The organism is Ideonella sp. BN130291, assembly GCF_036231905.1.
Taxonomy (GTDB): domain Bacteria; phylum Pseudomonadota; class Gammaproteobacteria; order Burkholderiales; family Burkholderiaceae_C; genus CAMLIZ01.
In genome coordinates this window covers 63162-82575 of record NZ_JAZARE010000009.1, presented here as the reverse complement: position 1 = coordinate 82575, position 19414 = coordinate 63162, and the positions used below count along the sequence as shown (strand labels likewise).

Here is a 19414-nt window from a genome sequence, read left to right as displayed (position 1 = left end):
AGGCCGGCGCCGGCACCTTGCCAGCCGCCCGCGGCCCAGCCGCTCCGCCTCGAAGGAGGCCGTGATGCCGTTCATGCGCCGCTCCCGCTGGCGAGGAAGCGCATCAGGAAGCCGCACTCCGGGTCGTCCAGCACCGACATGTCGCCGGCCGCGACCGCGGCCACGTAGCCGCGCACGAACTGCAGCCGCTGCAGCCGGGCGTCGATGGCCTGCAGCTGCGCCTGCGCCATCTGCTGCAGGCGCGCCTCGTCCATGCGGCCGGCGTCCCCTTCCGCGAGCAGCAGCGCAATCTCCGCCAGCGTGAACCCCAGCTCCTTCAGCTGGCGGATGGCTTGCAGCCGGGCCGAGGTGTCGGGCGGATAGTCGCGGTAGCCGGCCGGCGTGCGCCGCGGTGGCTCGATCAGGCCTTCGCGTTCGTACACCCGCAGCTGGCCGCGGGTGACCTGGGCGTGGCGGCACAGCGCGGTGGTGGTCAGGGGCTTGGTGGAGGGTGGGTCCCGCAGCGTCATGGCGGCCGAGCATAGACCCGGCACCACGGTGCCGGGTCAAGCGGTTTCCACCCGTGACAGCACCGCGCCAGGCTGGCGCATCATGGGCGCATGGACCCACGCACTGCCATCGACTACCTGCCCGCCAGCGGCAGCCCCGAACTGCTGTTCCTGCTGTTCCACGGCGTGGGCGGCCAGCCCTACGACATGTCACCGCTGATGGACCGGCTGGCCGCGGAGTACCCGCGTGCCGCGCTGGTGGCCCTGCCGGCGCCCGATGCGTTCGACGGCGTGCCCGGCGGCGGCACGGGCGGACAGTGGTTCTCCATCCGCGAGATCCATGAACACAACCGGCCGCTGCGCGTGGCGGCGGCCATGCCAGGCTTTGTGCAGGTGGTGCGCGCGCAGCAGCAGCGCTTCGGCATCGACTGGCCGCACACCGCGCTGGTGGGGTTTTCGCAGGGCGCCATCATGGCGCTGGAAGCGGTGCAGCAGGAGCCGCAGCTGGCCGGGCGCGTGCTGGGCTTCAGCGGCCGCTTCGCGCGGCTGCCCGAGCATGCGCCGGTGGACACCACCGTGCACCTGCTGCACGGCCTGAAGGACACGGTGGTGCCGCCCGGCCCGGTGGTGGACGCCGCGCGCCGCCTGGTGGCGCTGGGCGGCGATGTCACCGCCGACGTGCTGCCCGACATCGGCCATGAACTGCACCCGTTGCTGGTGGAACGTGCGATCGACCAGCTGCGCAGCTTCCTGCCCAAGCGGGCATGGCGCGAGGCGCTGGGTGAAGCGCCGGTGCAGAACAGGGTGGCGTCCAGCCGGGAGCTGGGCCGGGGAGGCACGCCGGAGTGAGCGGCCGCGGCGACGGAAGCGCAACCTCGTGGTTGCAAATCGTTGACACACCCGCTATAAATGTGCAACCAGGAGGTTGCACATGGCACACGGTTCCGATCGCATCGAAAAGCAGATCCTGTTGAAGGCGCCGCGCTCGCGGGTGTGGCGGGCGCTGACCGACGCAAGGCAGTTCGGCGAGTGGTTCAAAGTCAAGCTGGACCAGGATTTCGCCGCTGGCCAACGGGTCACCGGCAAGATGACCTATCCGGGCTACGAAGGTTTTCCCTTCGAAGCCACGGTGGACCGCGTCGAGCCGGAGGTGGTGTTCTCGTTCCGCTGGGAACCCGGGGCCGAGCCGGGCACCACCGGCGGCGTGGCCACGCTCGTGGAATTCCGCCTCGAGGACGCACCGGGCGGCACGCTGCTCACCCTGGTGGAATCCGGCTTCGACCGCCTGCCGGCTCACCTGCGCGACAAGGCGTTCCGCGGCAACGACGAGGGCTGGAGCTTGCAGACACAGAACATCAAGGCCTATGTCGAGGCCTAGCGGGGCGGCCCTCGCCCAGGCGCGCTCGGCCGCGCCGCTGTTCGCCGCACTGGGCGACCAGACACGCCTGCAGCTGCTGCTGCAGCTGTCGCGCCTGGGGCCGGGCTCCATCGCGTCGCTGAGCGCGGATGCGGTGGTGTCGCGCCAGGCCGTCACCAAGCACCTGCGCATCCTCGCCGACGCCGGCTACGTGCAGGGCGAGCGCGTGGGGCGCGAGCACCTCTGGCGCCTCAAGCCCGAGCGGCTGCAGGACGCCCAGGCCTGGCTGGAGCGCATCTCCGCGGAGTGGGACGAGGCCCTGGGCCGGCTCAAGCACTTCGTCGAGGGCTGATCCGGGCGCGGCGGTAGCAACTCTTACGCGATGCACGCGGCCGCCCCCCGGGGTCACGGGGGACGCAGACGGGGCGCGTGCCACGAGAATCGCCACGCGCACGGCGGGAGCTGCTGCGCTGCAACACAACAATTCCAAAGGGAATACATGCAGATCAAATCTCTCGTGGCCGCGGTGGCACTTGCCGTTTCCGCCAGCGCCGGCTTTGCCGCTGACCAGACCGTGTCGTTCGACAACGGCCTGGCCCAGTTCAAGAGCACCGACGTGGCGGGCCCGGTGCTCGCCGGTGGCGACGACGTCATCACCTTCGACAACCTCGTCCCTGGCAACTACGACTTCCTGCTCACGCTCGAAGGCCAGTACATCAACCTCGGCTCGCTCACGCTCAACGGCGTGGAAGGCACCATCTACCGCAACGGCCGCGTGCTGTTCGCCGACGTGGAAGGCAACAGCAGCTGGCCCTTCACGCTGACGCTGACCGGCTCCACCAAGGCTGGCGGCCTGGCGGGCTACAGCGGCACCCTGCAGGTCACCGCGGTGCCGGAACCGGAAACCTATGCGCTGCTGCTGGCCGGCCTGCTGGGCATCGGCTTCGTGGCACGCCGCCGCTCGGTCTGAACCGCAGCGCTGCTTGCAGCAAAAGGCGACGCTTCACGGCGTCGCCTTTTTTCATGGCCGGCCCCGAACAGTCCACTGTGGCGTGATCGCCAGGCCCACGCCGGCGTTCACCGTGCTGTCGCCGACAGCGCCTTGAGCAGCGCGACCAGGTCCTGCTGCTCCGACGGCGTCAGCTGGATGGGCGTGCGTTGGTCAGCGCCGTGCGCTGGGGCCGGCTCGCCGGCACGGCGCAGTTCGGAGTGGCCCACCGCGGCGCGGGGTGCACTCACGTAGTGCTGCACCACCTCCTCCAGCGTGGCGATCTGCCCCGCATGCATGTAGGGCGGCCGCAGCGCCACATTGCGCAGGCCCGGCGTCTTGAACGCGCCTTCCATGTGGGCGTCCTGCGTCGCCACGAACCGCAGTTCGCCGCATTGATCGGGCCTGGCGTCGCTGAAGGCACCGAGGCAGTTGAACTCGTCCGACAGCAGCTTGGCCAGCGCCGCCGCCCGGCCCCGGTCCGGCCGGGCCGCATCGCGGGGCGGCACTCCCGTGTTGTGGAAGTGCTGGTCGCTCAGCAGCGGGCCGTTGTGGCAGCCGATGCATTGCGCCTTGCCGATGAACAGGCGCAGGCCCCGGATCTCGTGCGCGTCCAGCGCCTGCGGGGCGCCACCGGGTTGCCCGAGCACGCCGGCGATGTACCGGTCCAGCCGCGACTCCCCGTGCTGCAGGCGCTTTTCGTAGGCGGCGATGGCCTTGCCCATGTTCGCGAACACCCGGGACACCGCCTGCTGCGATGCCGCGTCGAGTGCCGCCCAGGCGGCGCGCTCCGCCGGCGTGCCGAGGGGGCTGGCATCCATCGGCAGGCGGCTGAGGTCGGGCATGTCCTTGAACGCGGCCAGGTAGTCGCTGCGGTAGTGCATCTGCATCAGCTGCGCATACCGCAGCCGGTTGCCGCCATGCTCGGCCGCATCCTCCAGGGGCCCGAGCGCCTGCGACCAGAGGCTGTCCTTGCGGCCGTCCCAGAACAGCCAGGGGCTGTGGCCCGCGCCCATGATCGGCATGGCGCGGCGGGTGCCGGTGGCCAGGCCATGGCTCAACGGGCGCCCATCCTGGAACTGGCGTGCGGGGTCATGGCAGCTCGCGCACGACACGGCCCCATTGCGGCTCAGCCGCACATCGAAAAAAAGGCGCTGGCCCAGGGCCGCGGCGGCCGGCGACGATTCGTGTGCGTTGGACGGGTCCGGCGCGGCCGGCGGCAGCTGGCTCAACCGCAGCGACGACAGCGTGGCCAGCTGGTCCTGCGTCCAGCCGTCGCCGGCCGCGCGCGAGAACAGGCCCGCCCCTTGCGCCTGGCCAGCCAGCGCGAGCGTGAACAGCAGGGCCGCGAGCAGCGACACGGCGACACAGGCGCGAGACAGCATGGCGCAGCTCGACTTCACGACCGCGCCGCCTTGGGCAGCTCGAGCACCTTGTTGAAGGTGACACCATCTACCGGGCCCTCGGCCGGGCGCACCTGCAGCTTCAGCTCCCACCAGCCCGGCATGCTGAACTTCATGCCCTCGACCAGGTAGCGCCCGTCGCCCAGCTCGCGCGTGACCTTGGGCTGCGTCGGCAGGCCGTGGCCATGCTGCGGCATGCCGCCATCCACCTCGATCTGCGCATGCTGCACCGGTGTGCCGGCGGGGGTGGACACCTTCACCTCCCACGAGTGCATCTGGTTGATGGCGATCGGCTCGATCAACGGACGGATCGCCACCACATAGTGGCGCTGCGCCGTCGCACGGGTCATCGACTGGTCGAGTTCCTGCGGCGGTGTCATGCAGCCGGCGAGCGGCACGATCAGCAGGGCAACGAGGTGGCGGCGCAACATGGGGGCTCCTTGGGGTGGTGTGCAGGCCGCTTCAGGCGGCGGGACCGGTCGGTCCGTGCTGGGGGCTTGCCGAAGCACGGGTGGGGGAAACGGGGGCGAAGCCGGCGCACCGGCGCGCCGCTTCGAGGATGCGTTGCTCGGTGAGCTGGATGCGGTCGCCTTGCAGCGCCACCAGCCGGGCCACCAGCGCGGGGCCGGCCTTGTCCGGCGTGCCGGCCTCGAAGGGCGGCTGGGGGTCGTATTCGAAGGCCAGCTGCAGCAGGCGCGCGGTGTCGTCGTCGCTCAGCTCCGCGGCCAGGGCCAGGCCGAAGTCGATGCCGGCCGACACGCCGCCACCGGAGATGCGGTTGCGGTCGCGCACCACGCGTGCGTCCACCGGCTGGGCACCGAACAGCGGCAGGTACTTGCGCCACATCCAGTGGCACGCGGAGCGATAGCCTTTCAGCAACCCGGCGGCGCCCAGCACCAGCGATCCGTTGCACACCGACGTGACGTAGCGCGCCTGCTGCCCCTGCGATTGCAGGAAGGCCAGGGTCTGTGCATCCACCATCTGGTCGCCGATGCCGAAGCCGCCTGGCACGCACAGCACGTCCAGCGGCGGGCAGTCGTGGAAGTCGGTGGTCGGGACGATGCAGAAGCCGGCGTCGGTGCGCACCGGCGAGGTGTTCTGCCAGGCCAGGTGCACCACCGCGCCGGGCAGGCGGCTGAGCATCTGCACCGGCCCGGTGAGGTCGAGCTGGGTGACACCCGGGAAGAGCAGGAAACCGATGTGCAGCGATGGGTTCACGGGACAGTCCGGCTGGAAGCTGATTGACGCCGCAAGGATGCGCGCCTATCGTCATGGCATCAATGCCGCCGTTCCGACAATTACTGCCATGACCCACCGGGTGGTCCTGCTTGCGTTTCCGGGGTTCCAGTCACTCGATGTCGCCGGGCCGATGGCCGCCTTCGAGGCGGCCGGCCGCTACACGGTGCAGGTGGTGGCCACCACGCCCGGGCCGGTGCGCAGCTCCTCGGGTGTGAGCTGGCTCGCCGATCGCGTGCCCGCGGCGGACCGGGTGGGCACCTTCATCGTCTCAGGCGGCGAAGGCGTGGACGCGGCGCTGCAGGACGCCGCGGTGATGCGGCTGCTCCAGCGCATGAGCCGCCATGCGCGCATCCGCATCGCGAGCGTCTGCTCCGGCAGCCTGCTGCTGGCCGGCGCTGGCCTGCTCGACGGCAAGCCCGCCACCACGCACTGGTCGCGCACCCGGCAGTTCCAGCAGCGTTTTCCGCAGGTGCAGCTGGACGCGGATCGCATCTTCACGCGCGCGCACAACGTGTGGACCAGCGCCGGCATCACCGCCGGCATCGACCTGGCGCTGGCGATGATCGCGGAGGACTTCGGGCAGGAGCTGGCCCAGGCGGTGGCGCGCGAGCTCGTCGTGTACTACCGCCGGCCGGGTGGCCAGTCGCAGTTTTCCGCGCTGCTCTCGCTGCAGACCAAGGAGCACCGCTTCGACGGGCTGCTGGACGACGTGCGCGGCCAGTTGATGGAGCGCCACAGCGTGGAGGACCTGGCCTCGCGGGCGCACATGAGCCCGCGCCACTTTGCACGCGCCTTCCGCGACGAGACCGGCGTCACCCCCGCCAAGGCGGTCGAGCGCCTGCGGGTGGAAGCGGCCCGCAGCGCGCTCGACGCGGGGGCCGCGTCGGTGCAGAAGGTGGCGCGCGACTGCGGCTTCGGCGACCCGGACCGCATGCGACGCAGCTTCATCCGCATCCTGGGCGTGCCACCATCGGCGCTCAGGCGTTCACGCGCAGCAGCGCCAGCCGACGCACGAAGCTGACGCCAGTCCCAGGAGCACAGGCCCCATGGACCCCTTCGCACTCACGGCCGACGCGCTGTCGCGCGCCGTCCATGCCCGCGAGCTGTCGTGCCGCGAGCTGATGCGCGCGACGCTCGATCGCATCGATGCCTTGAACCCCCGCTTCAATGCCATCGTCAGCCGCGTGGCGCCCGAGCGCCTGCTGCAGGAGGCGCAGCAGTGCGACGACGAGCTGGCCGCCGGCCGCTCGCGCGGCTGGCTGCACGGCCTGCCGCAGGCGATCAAGGACATCGCGCCCACCGCCGGCATCCGCACCACCCTGGGCTCCCCGCTGCTGAAGGACAACGTGCCGCGCGAGGACGGCCTGATGGTCCAGCGCCTCAAGGCGGCCGGCGCCATCGTGATCGGCAAGACCAACACTCCGGAGTTCGGCCTGGGCTCGCACACTTTCAACGAGGTGTTCGGCCTGACGCGCAATGCCTGGGACCCGGCGCGTTCGGCGGGTGGCAGCAGCGGCGGTGCGGCGGTGGCGCTGGCGCTGCGCCTGGTGCCGGTGGCCGACGGCAGCGACACCATGGGCAGCCTGCGCAACCCCGCCGCCTGGAACAACGTGTTCGGCCTGCGGCCATCGCAGGGGCGGGTGCCGTTCTGGCCGGCCGCCGACGTGTGGGTGACCCAGCTGGGCACCGAGGGCCCGATGGGGCGCTCGGTGCGCGACGTGGCCCGGCTGCTGCAGGTGCAGTCGGGTTTCGATCCGCGCGTGCCGCTGTCCATCGCGGGGCCGGTGCCCGATTTTGCGGGCGCACTCGACACCTTCGAGGCGCGCGGCGCCCGCGTCGGCTGGCTGGGCGACCTGCAGGGACACCTGGCGACAGAGCCGGGTGTGCTGGGCGTGTGTGAAGAGGCCCTGCGCCAGCTGGAAAGCCTGGGGTGCGCGGTGGAGCCGGTGGCGCCCAACTTCTCGCCCGCGGCCGTGTGGGACGCATGGCTGGTCTGGCGCCGCTGGCTGGTGGCCGGCCGCATCGCGCCCTTCCTGGTGAACCCCGCCAACCGGGCGCAGATCAAGCCCGAGGCGCTGTGGGAGCACGACGAGGCGCAGGGCTTGACAGGCCCCCAGGTGCTGGCGGCCAGCGCGCAGCGCACGGCGTTCCTGCAACGGCTGCTGTCCCTGTTCGACCGTTTCGACGTGCTGGCATTGCCCTCGGCACAAACATGGCCCTTCGACGCCTCGCTGCGTTGGCCGGCGCACATCGGCGATCGGCAGATGGACACCTACCACCGCTGGATGGAGGTGACGCTGTACGCCACCTTCGCCGGCCTGCCCGCGATCAGCGTGCCGGCCGGCTTCAGCCCCGAAGGCTGGCCGATGGGCCTGCAGCTGATCGGGCGACCGCAAGGCGAGGCGGATTTGCTCGGGCTGGCGGGGCGCTACGAGGCGGCGGCGCAGGCCGTGCTGGCGTGCGTGCCGCCGGCGCTGGCCGACCTGCCGCGCTGAGGGCCAGCCCGCTTCGCCCCACCCGCGCCCCGGCACGGGGCGCCTACCCTCAGGCGTCGACGATCACCTGGAAGCCTCCGAAGATCATGCGCTGGCCGTCGAAGATCATGTGGGCCGGATACTGTTTCATGCGCGGGTCTTCCATCGCCGCCTTCATGCCGACGTCGCGCACCTGGCGCGAGGGCCAGACGATCCACGAGAAGACCACCGATTCGTCGGGCTTGCGCTGCACGGCCATCGAGAAGGACGTCACCTTGCCCTCGGGCACGTCGTCGCCCCAGCACTCCACCACCTTGAGCGCCCCGTGGTCCTTGAACACCACCGAAACGTCCTGCGCCAGTTGGCGATAGGCCTCGCGCTGGGCGGTGGGCACGGCGATCACATATCCATCGACATAGTTCATTGCGGTTCTCCGGTTGCTGCTGGGTTCATCCAGAACGGGCCCCACAGGTGCCCATCGGGATCGGCAATGTCACGGCTGTACATGAAGCCGTGGTCCTCTGCCGGGTTGGCGTCCGCCTGCCCGCCATGGGCGGCGGCCGCCGCGTTCATCGCATCGACGGCCTCGCGGCTGTCCAGCGCCAGCGACAGCATCATCCCGACGGACCCGGGCGCGGGCAGTGGCCGGTCGGTGAGTGCGCGCCACTTGGCGTGCGTCATCAGCATCACGTGGACGGCATCGCCCCACATCAGGCAGGCGCCCGAGTCGCCGCTGAACTGCGGGTTCTCCTCGAAGCCCAGCGCCTTGTAGAAGGCGGCGGAGCGTTGCACATCGTTGACGGGGAAGCTGACGAAGATCGTCTTGGGCATGGGGTGTCCTTTGTTGGATCGGCAGTGGCGCCCAGCGGATGTGGACGCTCCCCTGCACGACGAACGACGATTGGCTGAATCGACAAGCCCCACGACCGCGCATGTCACAGGGGATGTTGCGCTGCAAAGCCCTCGGAGACCAGAGCACGAGCGGGCGACGTTGAGAAGGCCCGACGAGGCGACGCTCAGGGCGGGAACTCGACCACGGCGTTGGAGGCGGGGAATTCGCCCTTGCGCTCTGCCGCGAGTCGCCCATCGAGGGCGTCCCAGGGCTGCGAGCCCAGAGCCTCGATGCGGCGGTAGTGTCCCAGCAGGCGGAACCCCTCCAGGCCATAGGAAAGGCCCTCGGAGCCCAGCACAGCCGGCCCATCGGCCAGATGGAAGTGAAGGTGCGGGCCGGTGGAATCCCCGGTGAACCCCAAGGCGCCGATCACCTGGCCCTTTTGCACACGGTCGCCGAGCTGCACGCGGATGCTGCCCGGCTGCAGATGCTCGTAGACGGCATGCCGGCCATCCGGCAGCCTGAGCACCACGTAGTTGCCGGCCGCCCGGTCCAGCGGGTTGGGCGGATTGCGCGACACGCTGGGGCTTTCCGCGATGCCATCCCGCAACGCCACCACCGAGGCATCGGCCACCGCAAGCACATCGGCGCCGTAACCCAGCGCATGGGCCGGGACATCGGCATCCCCGCGTGCGCTGCGACCGTCCGCGTCCACACGCACCCAGTCGATCGCAAGCCGACCCGGAAGGCGCGCACGCCCGTCCAAGGTGTAGAAGACCCGGCGATGGCCCCGCGGCCACTGTGGCGCATGCACCGCCACCCACGGGCCGCCACGCAGCGGAGGCCCCAGCATCGCGCCGGGCACCGTGCCCACCGCCACCCGCGCGCCTTCGGTGGTGGCCAACTGCGAACGTCCGGCCTGCCGGAAGTCCACCGCGTGCCGGAGCCTCTGAGGCAGCGGCCCGGGCCCGTCGAACTCCAGGTAGACGACCACCCGCGTCCCCGGCGCCATTGCAGAGGCCGCCGCCGCATTGCCAGCGAGGTGCACTCTGCCAGCCAACTCGTCTTGGGCAAAACGGGCCACGACCGCGGCGGTGTCGGCATCGATCACACGGACGCCGGCCAACACCAGCTCCACGGCGGCGAAGTTCGTCAGGTGCAGTTCATAGACCAGCCGTTGCCGGCCTTCGACGACCACCGGCACCGGGGCCTGGAGCACGGCCATGTCGAACGACTGGATCGGTGCTTGCGCCGCAGCCGGCAGCCAGGCAGGCACGAGCATCAGCGCACACAGCCACGCGGCCACGGCTTGGCGTCGAAGCATGGGCAGTTCCAGGAGGTGGTGGTTCGGTGATTCTTGCGTAGGAATGGAGAGAATCCGCCTTCCGCCTCACTGGCGCCTTGCCTCGGAGAACACACCATGTCAGCCGTCCTCGTCCGGCAAGCGGTTGTGCAGGACATCCCGGCACTCGCGGCCTTGGTGGACCAGTACCGGCAGTTCCAGGGCCAGCCCGCGGACCCGATGGCCGCGCAGGCCTTCCTCCGCGAACGGTTCGACCACGGCGAATCCGTCGTCTTCCTGGCGGCTGTCGGCGCAGAGCCGGCTGGCTTCGCCCAGCTCTATCCGCTGTTTTCCACGGTGGCGCTGCGGCGCGCCTTCATCCTCAACGATCTTTTCGTGGGCCCGGCGTGGCGCCGCCTCGGCGTGGCCACCCGCCTTCTGGAGGCGGTGGAGGCTCATGGCCACACCATGCAGGCGGTGCGGCTGAGCTTGAATGTGGCGCGCAACAACCCGGCGGCACAGCAGCTGTACCGCGAGCGCGGCTGGTGCGAGGACCAGCAGTTCCTGATGTTCAACCGGAGCCTGCCGTAGCGCGGGCCGGCCACCGCTCAGGCGCGCAGGTCAGCCCACAGCAGGCGCAGGGCCAAGGCAGTGAATACCGCGGCCAGGGCGCGCGACGCCCAAGCCGAGCGAGCCCGCCCGCCGGTGGCCCAGTGCCGGGCGCGGTCGCTCAGCACCCCGAGCAGGGCATGGAAGACGGCCGCCACCGCGGTGAGCACGCTGCCAAGCACGAGCAGCTGCAGCTGCAGCGCCAGCGCTCCTTGCCCGGGCTGCGTGAACGACGGCAGGAACACCATGAAGAACAGCAGCGCCTTCGGGTTCAGCAGGCTGTTCAGGGCGGCCTGCAGGCCGATCTGCCGGAGCGAGCCAGGCGCCGCCGCCTGCGGCACGGCAGCACGGCGCTGCGTCGCGGCCAGCCAGGCCAGCCGCAACAGGTAGAGCGCGCCCCCGTAGCGCAGCAGTTCCAGGGTGGGCGGCCAGGCCACCACGGCGGCCGTCAGCCCGGCGGCGGTGACCAGCGTGAGCACCACGTCCGCCAGCGCGATGCCTGCCGCCGCGGCCAGGCCGCCACGCCACCCCAGCGCGACGCCATGCGCGATCACGAAGGCCATGTTCGGCCCCGGCGACAGCAGCAACAGCAGCACGGCGGCCACAAAGACCCCCAGCGTGGCGCCGTCGATCACGGCGCACCCCCACGGGCCCGGGCCCATGCCAGGGCATCCTCCAGCCTGTCGTTGCCCCAGAACATCTCCTCTCCGACAAAGAACGTCGGCGCACCGAAGATCCGGCGGCGCGCGGCTTCTTCCGACTGCTCCCTGAGCCTGGCCTTGTGGTCCTGCGCCTCGGCCACCAGGCGCTCGCCGTCCAGGCCCAGTGCCTGCAACACTTCGGCGGCCACCTCGTTGGAATGGATGTCCCGGTCGTGCGCGAAGTTCAGCGCCATGACCCGCGTGCAGAACGCGCCGACCCACGGCTGCTCCTGGTAGGCCACGGCCACTCGCATCGGGTAGACGGCCGCGCGCGGGAAGGTGGTGGGCCTGCGCCATGGCACGCCGTACTTCAAGGCCAGCCTTTCCATGTCGCGCCACACGTACTCGCCCTTCTCCTTCTGTTCCACGAAGGGCGATGAGCTCCAGCCCAGCCGCTTGAAGATGGGCCCGAGCAGGAAGGGCCGCCAGCGCACCTGCACCTGCGCCGCCTGCGCAGCCGCCTCGATGCGCGACGCACTGAGGTAGCTGTAGTTGCTGCCGAAGTCGAACCAGAACTCGATCACGGGGTCGGACATGCGCGTCTCCTTCCTTGAAAGCCTGTGGCGCGCCGCTCAAGCGAACAGCGCCAGGCAGCGCACCTCGATGCTCTGCCGTGCCGGCGCTGTGGCCGGCGTGCCGGGGTGCACGAAGGCGCCGTGGGGCGTCAGGCGCGGCCGGCCGGCGTCGCCGTCGTACTGCTTGAACACCAAGGCCTCGTCCGCCTGCAGCTCGTTGAAGTAGGACCAGCGCTGCGCGGGGTTGTAGGCCAGCTGGTAGATCTCCCCGGTGCGCTTCGGATAGCGAAGCTCGGTGGCCACCAGGTCACGCCGGTCGAGCGAACGCACGTCGCACAGCGCAAGCGGCGCATCCAGGATGGGCCCGCATGCGGAACGCCAGATGTTCACGATGGCGAACCGCTGGTGGTAGTCGGCGTCGGGGTCCAGACCCAGCACGAGGCGCAGGCGTTTTTCTGCCGACGCCACGGTGTAGTCCACATGCACCCTGCCCGCGGGCCCGGCGTAGGCCGACGGCTGGCCGCGCCCCAGCGCGGTGAGCGTGCTGGCCGCCGGATGGCGCTTTCGCACCAGGTGGTCGAAGACGATGACCTCGGAAGCGCCCAGCATCGCCTGCACGAGCGCACGGCACTCGGCGTGGTAGTCGCGCACCACGGAGGCTTCGTCGTCGAAGTCCTTCACCCGGGACACCTGGCGCACGCACTCAAACCCTTCCACGCCCAGCCTTGGCGCACGGGCCGCGCACCGGGCATCGGCAATGAGCACGCGGCGCGGATCCGGTTGGCAGTTGTCTGCGGCCTGGCCGGGCGGCGGCTCGAACACGTACCGGAACGCCTTGCCGTGCGGCGGCACCACGAAGCCCAGTTCGGCTTCCACCGACGGGAGCAGATCTTCATGCATCGGCGGCTCCCGTCACGGCTGGAGCCGGGCGATCCTCAGCTCGCACTCGGGCATGCCGACGATGAAGACCCTCTTGAACGGCGCCAGCGTCTCCTTGCCGCCTGCGCCAAGGATGGTGTCCTTGGCCACGCGGTCCGTGGTCGACCAGGCGCAGCCCGCGAGGCACTCCAGGGCAAGCACCCCGTCCGGCACCAGGGACATCGTGGTCCCGGCTGGAAGGTGCACGCGCAGCTCCACACCCTCCCCACTCGATTGCAGCTCCGGGTGGCCCATGGCGAGCGCTTGCCACGCCCACCTCGACCACCGGCCCAGAACACCCTTGCGCCAAGCGATATCCATGATTCCCCCGAAGCTGACCCGCAACGCCCACGGTGGGCGCTGGAGAGATCATCCCGGCCGAGGCCGGTGCCGGGGTGAAATCACGCCCGGGCCGGATCAGGCGGGCTCAACTGAGCCCGCGGCGTCGGGCGATGCTGAATCGAGCTTCGTGGCACGAGGGCACTTTTCAGGTGGCGGCCGCAAACCTGCGCTAGGGTGCGCCCACCGTTCAAGGGGATGACACAGATGACGATCGGATTCGTGGGCCTGGGCATCATGGGCCTTCCCATGGCGATGAACCTCGCGCGCAGCGGCGCGCCGCTGATGGTGTGGAACCGGTCCCCCGAAAAGTGCCAGGAGGTGGCGGCGCTGGGGGCCCGCGTGGCGGCCACGCCCAGGGCCCTGTTCAGCGCCTGCGACGTGGTCATCCTGATGCTGGCGCATGACGATGCGATGGACGAGGTGCTGCAGCGCGGCACCCCGGGCTTCAGCGAGCTGGTGCGGGGAAGGACGTTGGTGAACATGGGCACCACCTCGGCGCAGTACGCCACCGCGCTCGCGCAGGAAGTGGCGGCGGTCGGCGGCACCTACCTGGAGGCGCCGGTGTCCGGCTCGCGCAAGCCGGCCGAAGCGGGCCAACTCGTCGGCATGATCGCCGGCGATGCGGCCGCCATCGAGCGCGTGCGCCCGCTGCTCGCACCGATGTGCAAGGAGGTGTTCGTGTGCGGCGCCGTGCCCGGCGCCCTGTTGATGAAGCTGTCGGTCAACCTGTTCCTCATCACCATGGTGACCGGCCTGTGCGAGGCGACGCACTTTGCCCGCGAGCACCGGCTGGACCTCGAGGTCTTCCGCGCCGTGCTGGACGCCGGGCCCATGGCGAGCAGCGTCTCGAAGGTCAAGCTCGCCAAGCTGGTGGACGGCGACGCGGCGCCGCAGGCCTCGATCACCGACGTGCTCAAGAACAGCCGGCTCGTCGCCGAGCAGGCGCGCCATGCCGGCGTGGCCTCGCCCTTGCTCGACATCTGCCATCGCCTGTTCGCCGAAACCGAGGCCCAGGGCCACGGGCGCGAGGACATGATCTCGGTGGTCCGTGCGATCGAAGCGCGCACCCGTGCCGCCAGCGGGGGATGACGCTTGCGTGCACACTCGCTGCATGCCGAACCGAGCGGGCCTGCGCAACATACCGCCGCTTCACTGCCTGCTGGCCTTTGAAGCGGTCGGCCGCACCCTCAGCCTGGCCAAGGCGGCGGGCGAACTCAGCGTCACCGCCTCGGCCGTCGGCCAGTCGATTGCCATGCTGGAAGACCGGGTGGGGCTGCAGCTGGTGCGCCGGCTGGCGCCCCAGGTCCAGCTGACGCCGGTCGGCTGGAGCTACCTCGCCACGGTGCAGGCTTTCACGCACCGCATGCGGGACGACCTGTGCACGCACTTCCCGGTGGGCCACGCGCAGCTGCGCATCAGCACGCCGCAGGCGCTGGGGCGGCGATGGCTGGCGCCGCGGCTGGGGCGCTTCATGCGCCGGGTGCCGCGGCTGGACCTCGTGGTAGACACCACCGAACATTTCCAGCCCCTGGGGGATGGCGGCGTCGACGTGGCGCTGAGGTATGGGGCCGTGGAAGACGATCGCCATCTCACCGTGCAGATGTGGTCCGACCAGCTGGTCGCCGTGGCCGCCCCCGCGCTGGCGCAGCGCTGCCAAGGGCTGGCACCGCACGAGCTGATGCGCGGCGTGCCGATCATCGACCATCCGAGCGCCTCGTGGCGGCTGTGGCTGGGTGGCGATGGCAGCGACGCCGGCGACTACCACGCCAGCCTGCGCTGCACCGACCTCGACCTCGGCATCCAGGCCGCAGCGCTCGGCATGGGCGTGGTGCTGTCGCCCGCCCGGCTGGTGGCCTCGGCCTTGGCGGCCGGGTCGCTGGTGCGCGTGACGCAGCACGCGCACCAGGCCAAGGCGTACTCCTTCGTCACGTCGCGCACCGCGGCCGCACGGGCGCCGGTGCGCGAGTTCCTGGCCTGGCTGCAGGCCGAGCTCGACGAGCAGTGAAGCCGTAGACCGGAGCAGGGTGCATGTCATTGCCAGGGGTTGATGGCCCGCCGCAGGAACCGGTGTGGACCGACCTTCCCACCCATGAACTGCTGGCGCTGGATGCGGTGGCCCGCCTGGGCTCGCTGCAGGAAGCCGCCGACGAGCTGAGCATCACCCCCTCGGCGATCAGCCACCGGCTCTCCAGCCTCGAGGGCCGCCTGGGACGGCCGCTGCTGCGCCGCCGTGGGCGTGGCGTGGTGCTCACCGAGCAGGCGGAACAATTCGTCGACAGCCTGGGCGCCGGCTTCTCCGAACTGGCGGCGGCCACGCAGGCGCTGCTCGAGCAGGAACACCGCGTGATCAGGATCGTGAGCGCGCCCGCCGTGGCTGCCTCCTGGCTGTTGCCGATGCTGCAACGGCATGCGCAGTTGGACGCCACCCTGCGCTACGAGCTGGTGTCCGTGGCCACGCTGGGCGAGGCGATGCCCTGCCAGTGGGACCTGCTTCTTCACTACGGCGATGAGCCTCGGCGGGGCAGCCGGCGGCACGCCCTGTTCTCGGATCGGCTGGTCTGGTTGTGCGCGCCTCCATGCCTGCAGGCCTTGGCGTCGGCGCAGGCGCACTCGCTGCCGCTGCTGCGCCTGGCGCAGCTGGAAACACCGCGACAGGAAGCCCGCGCGGCCTTCGGCTGCCAGACGCAGATCGTGTTCGACGACGCCATCGTGATGCTGGAGGCCGCCGCGGCCGGTGCCGGCGTGACCCTGGCCACCGAGACCGCCGCGGCACCCTTCCTGCGCTGCGGCCGCCTGGTCCAGGCCACGGCGCAAACCCACCCGGGCCAGGAGTACTTCCTGGACCTGTCCGAATCCGGGCAGCGCAAGCTGCGGGCGCGCTCGCTGTACGAGTGGCTGGTGCGCCAGGAGGGCCTGTTTGCAAGCCCTTGAGTCCGAACCCTTACCGAACGCTCACGCGCGCTGCAGCAGCCGCACCAGTTCGTCAAGGTCCGCCGGCTTCACCAGATAGTGGTGGAACCCGGCCTCGTCACCGCGCTGCCTGTCGTCGTTGCTGCCGTAGCCCGTGAGTGCGATGTACTTCGCGCCCATGCCGCCTGGCTGCACCCGCAGTTGCCGGGCCAGCGAATAGCCGTCCAGTACCGGCAGGCCGATGTCCAGCACAAAGACGTCGAACGTGCCTTCGCCCACCGCTGCCATCGCGCGCATCGGTTCGTGCTCCACCCGAACCAGGTGGCCCAGGTTGCCCAGGAACACGCCCAGGGCGTCGGCGGCGTCCTTGTTGTCGTCGACCACCATGATCCGCAGTGCGCGTGAGGCGACCGGCGTTGCGCCGGATGAAGGCAGCACCGATGCCGGCAATGCCTCGCCGTCCAGCAGTGGCAGCGTCACCGTGAACGCGCTGCCCAAGCCGGGGCCAGCGCTTTCGGCCGTCACGCTGCCACCATGCAGGTCCACGAGGCTCTTCACCAACGCCAGCCCGAGGCCCAGCCCTCCCTGGGAGCGGTCGGGCGTGCGCTCGCCCTGCGTGAAGAGCTCGAACACATGCGGCAACAGCTGCGCCTCGATGCCCGTTCCGGAGTCGGCGACACACAAGGCCACGCGCTCGCCTACCTCCACCACCACACGCAGCGCGCCATTCGGCGGCGTGTATTTCGCAGCGTTGTTCAGCAGGTTGGCGACCACCTGGACCAGCCGCGTCCGGTCGCCCAGCACGACCACATCTCCCGACGCCATGCGCGTCGTCAGCTGGTGGCCGCGGGCATCGATGAGCGGACGCACCTGCTCGATCGCGCTGGCCACGACGCCCTTGATGTCCACGGGGCGCCTTTCCAGCTCCACCAGCCCGCGCGTGACACGCGAGACATCCAGCAGGTCGTCGACCAGTTCCGTCATGTGCCGCACCTGCCGGTCGATGATGGCGGCCGAACGCTCCACCTTCGACGGGTCGGACGGTGCGGCCCTGAGCAGGTGGGCCGCCGTGCTGATGGGCGCCAGCGGGTTGCGCAGCTCGTGCGCCAGCATGGCAAGGAAGTCGTCCTTGCGGCGGTTGTTGGCCAGCAGCTCGTCGCGCACGCGCTTCTGCTCGTGGATGTCCGTGCACGTACCCATCCAGCGCACGATCTGGCCGTTGTCGTCGCGCACGGGCAGGGCCCGCCCCAGCACCCAGCGGTAGTCGCCCGACCGGTGCCGCAGGCGGTACTCGATCTCGTAGGGCTCGCCCGTCGCGAGGCTGTGCCGCCATACCTCCCAGGCGCGTGCCTGGTCGTCCGGGTGGAACATGCCGTTCCAGGCCTCGCCATCGGTCGATCCCGGTGGCACGCCGGTGAACTCGTACCACTGCCGGTTGTAGTAGTCGTGGAACCCGTCCGGACGCGTGGACCACACCATCTGCGGAATCGCATCGGCGATCGTCCTGAACTGCGCCTCGCTCGCACGCAAGGCCCTGTCCGCCAACAGGCGCTCGGTCACGTCCTCGTGGATCAGCATCACCTCCACGACGCTGCCATCCGGGCCCTTGATGGGCCGGGCCGTGGCCTCGACCCACCGCGCGGCGCCGGGTTTGCCCAGTTCTGCAGGGTCGTAGTAGATGGTGGGCAGCCGCACCGGCTCGCCCGCAAAAGCGCGCCTCAGATGGGCCGTCACCCCCTTGGCCTCGAGCTGGGGGTCGGCGAGCATGTTGTAGTCGGTGAGCACGAATTCGAGGAGCGGGTCCCCGTCGTGCGCGCCCCACAGGTCCTTCCAGGCCTGGTTCACCCGCAAGGTCCTGCCGTCCACGGAGAGCAGCTGCACGCTGAACGGCGCCTGCTCGAACAAGGTCTGGAATCGCTGCTCCGTATCGAGCTGGTCCGATCGAGAGGGAACGGGGGAAGCCACTGCGGCATTGTGCTCCCCCGTGGCGCGCCGCGGGGTTCAGGTCACGGGTGGCACGCAGCCACGGCGTGCCGCCGCATCAGCCTCCGGCGAACCCCGCGTGGCCACAGCAGGCACCGGGCTGACAAAAAACTCCGCGCGCAGCGGCGCTTCCGGCTCGCCCCTCGCCAGCGACGCCCGCCGCGGCAGCACATCGCACAGTTCGATCTCATGGCCTCGCCAGGCATGCACCTGTTTCGGCGCCGCCGGTGAGCCGAAGCTCACGCGCTCGGCGGGTGCATTGCCGGCACTCAGCTCGACATCGATCTGCACATGGCCCGCAACAGCGCACATCACGTCCCTCGGGCAGCGGTGATCGTCGATGGCCAGTACCCTGAGGGTGAACCCCGCGCGCTGCAGGTCCACCGCAGCACCCGCGGCCACGGCCACCCGCTGCGCGGGCGTGATGCGCAAGGTGGCCCGTTGTGGCCGGCCGCCTGGCCCGTCGGCCGGCAGCTCGCGGCCCTCCGGGGCCATGCCCACCAGCTCGACCAGCAGATCGCCGAGCTTGGCATGGGCGGGTGCGGACGGGCTGGGGCGGCCTCGCCGTCCGCGGAGGGCCAAGGTGGCCGCATAAGCTTGGCCATCGGCCATGCGCACGCTCACCCTGGCCACGGCAGCGCGCGCGGCGGCCTCCCCGGGGGAACAGCGTTCAGCCGCACGGCAGCGGCTGTCGCTCAGCTCCTCCAGCAGCAGGCTCGTGCCGCCGGGCCCGCTGGCACGCTCCTGCGGCCCCAGGGTCACGGTCTGCACATCGGCGCGCTGCGCAGCGGCTGTGCCCGCGCACACGGCCAAGCCAATGGCAGCCGCCACCAGGCCGCCCGCACGCGCTGCCGCACGATGCCGCTTCATGCCCCAGGCCTCATCCGCGCCGCGCCGCCTCGATCGCCGCGATGTCGATCTTGCCCATCTGCATCATGGCCTCGAAGGCGCGCTTGGCCGCGGCCGGGTCCGGGTCGCTGATCGCGTCGATCAGGGCGCGTGGCGTGATCTGCCACGACAGGCCCCACTTGTCCTTGCACCAGCCGCAGGCGCTTTCCTGGCCGCCGTTGCCCACGATCGCGTTCCACAAGCGGTCGGTTTCTTCCTGGTCGTCGGTGGCCACCTGGAACGAAAAGGCTTCGTTGTGCTTGAACATCGGGCCGCCGTTCAACCCGATGCAGGGGATGCCCATCACCGTGAACTCCACCGTCAGCACGTCGCCCTGCTGGCCCGAGGGGTAGTCACCCGGCGCCCGGTGCACCGCGCCCACCGAGCTGTCGGGGAAGGTCTCGGCGTAGAAGCGCGCGGCCTCCAGGGCGGTGCCGTCGTACCAGAGGCAGATGGTGTTCTTGCTGGTCACGTTCGTTCTCCTG

At 70.5% G+C, this 19414-nt stretch carries 24 protein-coding genes; 10 read left to right on the top strand and 14 right to left on the bottom strand.

Features of this window, described 5'->3' with window-relative positions; all coding sequences use genetic code 11:
* Positions 1–71: 71 nt before the first annotated feature.
* Positions 72–509, bottom strand: coding sequence for a MerR family transcriptional regulator (locus tag VPH43_RS19450; protein WP_328579407.1), 438 nt, complete (start codon positions 507–509; stop codon positions 72–74).
* A gap of 90 nt (positions 510–599) precedes the next feature.
* Here VPH43_RS19450 and ypfH point away from each other — a divergent pair, with 90 nt between their 5' ends.
* The 4 genes from ypfH (at position 600) to VPH43_RS19430 (ending at position 2815) form a co-directional block, all read left to right on the top strand.
* Entirely contained in the window at positions 600–1337 is a 738-nt protein-coding gene (gene ypfH, locus VPH43_RS19445; protein ID WP_328579406.1) for an esterase, read from the top strand.
* 82 nt (positions 1338–1419) lie between these two features.
* Positions 1420–1866 (top strand): SRPBCC family protein, encoded by a 447-nt coding sequence (locus VPH43_RS19440; protein WP_328579405.1) that lies wholly within the window; start codon positions 1420–1422, stop codon positions 1864–1866.
* The gene (locus VPH43_RS19435) at positions 1853–2197 is read left to right on the top strand and encodes an ArsR/SmtB family transcription factor (RefSeq protein ID WP_328579404.1); all 345 of its coding nucleotides are present in this window, start codon (positions 1853–1855) and stop codon (positions 2195–2197) included. Before VPH43_RS19440 ends, VPH43_RS19435 begins: the two co-directional genes overlap by 14 nt.
* Positions 2198–2344: 147 nt before the next feature.
* Positions 2345–2815, top strand: a complete 471-nt coding sequence (locus VPH43_RS19430) for an FxDxF family PEP-CTERM protein (protein ID WP_328579403.1) — start codon at positions 2345–2347, stop codon at positions 2813–2815.
* Between the two features lie 107 nt (positions 2816–2922).
* On the opposite strand, the gene VPH43_RS19425 is transcribed toward VPH43_RS19430, so the two are convergent.
* Genes VPH43_RS19425 through VPH43_RS19415 form a run of 3 tightly spaced genes read right to left on the bottom strand, consistent with a single transcriptional unit; the run spans position 2923 to position 5454 of the window.
* On the bottom strand, positions 2923–4218 hold the full coding sequence (locus tag VPH43_RS19425) for a cytochrome-c peroxidase (RefSeq protein WP_328579402.1): 1296 nt from the start codon (positions 4216–4218) through the stop codon (positions 2923–2925).
* A 14-nt stretch (positions 4219–4232) separates the two neighbouring features.
* Positions 4233–4667, bottom strand: a complete 435-nt coding sequence (locus VPH43_RS19420; RefSeq protein ID WP_328579401.1) for a FixH family protein — start codon at positions 4665–4667, stop codon at positions 4233–4235.
* 31 nt (positions 4668–4698) lie between these two features.
* Positions 4699–5454 (bottom strand): DJ-1/PfpI family protein, encoded by a 756-nt coding sequence (locus VPH43_RS19415; RefSeq protein WP_328579400.1) that lies wholly within the window; start codon positions 5452–5454, stop codon positions 4699–4701.
* A gap of 88 nt (positions 5455–5542) precedes the next feature.
* On the opposite strand from VPH43_RS19415, the gene VPH43_RS19410 reads away from it, so the two are divergent.
* Together VPH43_RS19410 and VPH43_RS19405 are read left to right on the top strand one after the other, a co-directional pair.
* On the top strand, positions 5543–6496 hold the full coding sequence (locus tag VPH43_RS19410) for a GlxA family transcriptional regulator (protein ID WP_328579399.1): 954 nt from the start codon (positions 5543–5545) through the stop codon (positions 6494–6496).
* Positions 6497–6521: 25 nt separating this feature from the next.
* The gene (locus VPH43_RS19405) at positions 6522–7970 is read left to right on the top strand and encodes an amidase (protein WP_328579398.1); all 1449 of its coding nucleotides are present in this window, start codon (positions 6522–6524) and stop codon (positions 7968–7970) included.
* A 49-nt stretch (positions 7971–8019) separates the two neighbouring features.
* Here the strand turns inward: VPH43_RS19405 and VPH43_RS19400 are convergent, their stop codons facing one another.
* From VPH43_RS19400 to VPH43_RS19390, 3 genes are all read right to left on the bottom strand, one after another.
* On the bottom strand, positions 8020–8373 hold the full coding sequence (locus VPH43_RS19400) for a DUF1428 domain-containing protein (protein WP_328579397.1): 354 nt from the start codon (positions 8371–8373) through the stop codon (positions 8020–8022).
* The gene (locus VPH43_RS19395; protein WP_328579396.1) at positions 8370–8780 is read right to left on the bottom strand and encodes a VOC family protein; all 411 of its coding nucleotides are present in this window, start codon (positions 8778–8780) and stop codon (positions 8370–8372) included. The genes VPH43_RS19400 and VPH43_RS19395 overlap by 4 nt, the downstream gene beginning before the upstream one ends.
* A 185-nt stretch (positions 8781–8965) precedes the next feature.
* Complete coding sequence (locus VPH43_RS19390; RefSeq protein ID WP_328579395.1) at positions 8966–10105, bottom strand: M23 family metallopeptidase; 1140 nt, start codon at positions 10103–10105, stop codon at positions 8966–8968.
* A 96-nt stretch (positions 10106–10201) separates the two neighbouring features.
* Here VPH43_RS19390 and VPH43_RS19385 point away from each other — a divergent pair, with 96 nt between their 5' ends.
* Positions 10202–10654: a GNAT family N-acetyltransferase gene (locus VPH43_RS19385; protein WP_328579394.1), complete on the top strand. Its 453-nt coding sequence runs from the start codon at positions 10202–10204 to the stop codon at positions 10652–10654.
* 17 nt (positions 10655–10671) lie between these two features.
* On the opposite strand, the gene VPH43_RS19380 is transcribed toward VPH43_RS19385, so the two are convergent.
* Genes VPH43_RS19380 through VPH43_RS19365 form a run of 4 tightly spaced genes read right to left on the bottom strand, consistent with a single transcriptional unit; the run spans position 10672 to position 13127 of the window.
* A complete protein-coding gene (locus VPH43_RS19380) occupies positions 10672–11334 on the bottom strand; it encodes a LysE family translocator (RefSeq protein ID WP_328579393.1) in 663 nt (220 codons plus the stop codon).
* Positions 11304–11909, bottom strand: a complete 606-nt coding sequence (locus tag VPH43_RS19375; RefSeq protein ID WP_328579392.1) for a 2-hydroxychromene-2-carboxylate isomerase — start codon at positions 11907–11909, stop codon at positions 11304–11306. Before VPH43_RS19375 ends, VPH43_RS19380 begins: the two co-directional genes overlap by 31 nt.
* A 36-nt stretch (positions 11910–11945) precedes the next feature.
* Positions 11946–12788: a CmcJ/NvfI family oxidoreductase gene (locus VPH43_RS19370; protein ID WP_328579391.1), complete on the bottom strand. Its 843-nt coding sequence runs from the start codon at positions 12786–12788 to the stop codon at positions 11946–11948.
* A 12-nt stretch (positions 12789–12800) separates the two neighbouring features.
* Positions 12801–13127, bottom strand: coding sequence for a DUF2917 domain-containing protein (locus tag VPH43_RS19365; RefSeq protein ID WP_328579390.1), 327 nt, complete (start codon positions 13125–13127; stop codon positions 12801–12803).
* A gap of 195 nt (positions 13128–13322) precedes the next feature.
* On the opposite strand from VPH43_RS19365, the gene VPH43_RS19360 reads away from it, so the two are divergent.
* From VPH43_RS19360 to VPH43_RS19350, 3 genes are read left to right on the top strand one after another with little or no spacing between them, the layout of a single operon-like run.
* Positions 13323–14237 carry an NAD(P)-dependent oxidoreductase gene (locus VPH43_RS19360; protein WP_328579389.1) on the top strand — a complete coding sequence of 305 codons (915 nt, stop codon included), beginning with the start codon at positions 13323–13325 and terminating at the stop codon, positions 14235–14237.
* 22 nt (positions 14238–14259) lie between these two features.
* Entirely contained in the window at positions 14260–15153 is an 894-nt protein-coding gene (locus VPH43_RS19355) for a LysR substrate-binding domain-containing protein (protein WP_328579388.1), read from the top strand.
* 23 nt (positions 15154–15176) lie between these two features.
* Positions 15177–16079, top strand: a complete 903-nt coding sequence (locus VPH43_RS19350; RefSeq protein WP_328579387.1) for a LysR family transcriptional regulator — start codon at positions 15177–15179, stop codon at positions 16077–16079.
* A gap of 21 nt (positions 16080–16100) precedes the next feature.
* Here VPH43_RS19350 and VPH43_RS19345 read toward each other — a convergent pair whose 3' ends face one another.
* Genes VPH43_RS19345 through VPH43_RS19335 form a run of 3 tightly spaced genes read right to left on the bottom strand, consistent with a single transcriptional unit; the run spans position 16101 to position 19401 of the window.
* Positions 16101–18023 carry a PAS domain-containing hybrid sensor histidine kinase/response regulator gene (locus VPH43_RS19345; RefSeq protein ID WP_328579386.1) on the bottom strand — a complete coding sequence of 641 codons (1923 nt, stop codon included), beginning with the start codon at positions 18021–18023 and terminating at the stop codon, positions 16101–16103.
* A 36-nt stretch (positions 18024–18059) separates the two neighbouring features.
* Positions 18060–18911 (bottom strand): hypothetical protein, encoded by an 852-nt coding sequence (locus VPH43_RS19340; protein ID WP_328579385.1) that lies wholly within the window; start codon positions 18909–18911, stop codon positions 18060–18062.
* 10 nt (positions 18912–18921) lie between these two features.
* Positions 18922–19401: a VOC family protein gene (locus tag VPH43_RS19335; protein ID WP_328579384.1), complete on the bottom strand. Its 480-nt coding sequence runs from the start codon at positions 19399–19401 to the stop codon at positions 18922–18924.
* Between the last annotated feature and the right edge of the window lie 13 nt (positions 19402–19414).

Bases quoted from the DNA above. Each gene is read 5' to 3' on its own strand.
- VPH43_RS19350 (WP_328579387.1), top strand. From the start codon at position 15,177: ATGTCATTGCCAGGGGTTGATGGCCCGCCGCAGGAACCGGTGTGGACC.
- VPH43_RS19410 (WP_328579399.1), top strand. From the start codon at position 5,543: ATGACCCACCGGGTGGTCCTGCTTGCGTTTCCGGGGTTCCAGTCACTC.
- VPH43_RS19370 (WP_328579391.1), bottom strand. From the start codon at position 12,788: ATGCATGAAGATCTGCTCCCGTCGGTGGAAGCCGAACTGGGCTTCGTG.
- VPH43_RS19420 (WP_328579401.1), bottom strand. From the start codon at position 4,667: ATGTTGCGCCGCCACCTCGTTGCCCTGCTGATCGTGCCGCTCGCCGGC.
- VPH43_RS19450 (WP_328579407.1), bottom strand. From the start codon at position 509: ATGACGCTGCGGGACCCACCCTCCACCAAGCCCCTGACCACCACCGCG.
- VPH43_RS19405 (WP_328579398.1), top strand. From the start codon at position 6,522: ATGGACCCCTTCGCACTCACGGCCGACGCGCTGTCGCGCGCCGTCCAT.
- VPH43_RS19380 (WP_328579393.1), bottom strand. From the start codon at position 11,334: ATGGGCCCGGGCCCGTGGGGGTGCGCCGTGATCGACGGCGCCACGCTG.
- VPH43_RS19385 (WP_328579394.1), top strand. From the start codon at position 10,202: ATGTCAGCCGTCCTCGTCCGGCAAGCGGTTGTGCAGGACATCCCGGCA.
- VPH43_RS19440 (WP_328579405.1), top strand. From the start codon at position 1,420: ATGGCACACGGTTCCGATCGCATCGAAAAGCAGATCCTGTTGAAGGCG.
- ypfH (WP_328579406.1), top strand. From the start codon at position 600: ATGGACCCACGCACTGCCATCGACTACCTGCCCGCCAGCGGCAGCCCC.
- VPH43_RS19425 (WP_328579402.1), bottom strand. From the start codon at position 4,218: ATGCTGTCTCGCGCCTGTGTCGCCGTGTCGCTGCTCGCGGCCCTGCTG.
- VPH43_RS19435 (WP_328579404.1), top strand. From the start codon at position 1,853: ATGTCGAGGCCTAGCGGGGCGGCCCTCGCCCAGGCGCGCTCGGCCGCG.
- VPH43_RS19375 (WP_328579392.1), bottom strand. From the start codon at position 11,909: ATGTCCGACCCCGTGATCGAGTTCTGGTTCGACTTCGGCAGCAACTAC.
- VPH43_RS19355 (WP_328579388.1), top strand. From the start codon at position 14,260: ATGCCGAACCGAGCGGGCCTGCGCAACATACCGCCGCTTCACTGCCTG.
- VPH43_RS19365 (WP_328579390.1), bottom strand. From the start codon at position 13,127: ATGGATATCGCTTGGCGCAAGGGTGTTCTGGGCCGGTGGTCGAGGTGG.
- VPH43_RS19430 (WP_328579403.1), top strand. From the start codon at position 2,345: ATGCAGATCAAATCTCTCGTGGCCGCGGTGGCACTTGCCGTTTCCGCC.
- VPH43_RS19390 (WP_328579395.1), bottom strand. From the start codon at position 10,105: ATGCTTCGACGCCAAGCCGTGGCCGCGTGGCTGTGTGCGCTGATGCTC.
- VPH43_RS19340 (WP_328579385.1), bottom strand. From the start codon at position 18,911: ATGAAGCGGCATCGTGCGGCAGCGCGTGCGGGCGGCCTGGTGGCGGCT.
- VPH43_RS19395 (WP_328579396.1), bottom strand. From the start codon at position 8,780: ATGCCCAAGACGATCTTCGTCAGCTTCCCCGTCAACGATGTGCAACGC.
- VPH43_RS19400 (WP_328579397.1), bottom strand. From the start codon at position 8,373: ATGAACTATGTCGATGGATATGTGATCGCCGTGCCCACCGCCCAGCGC.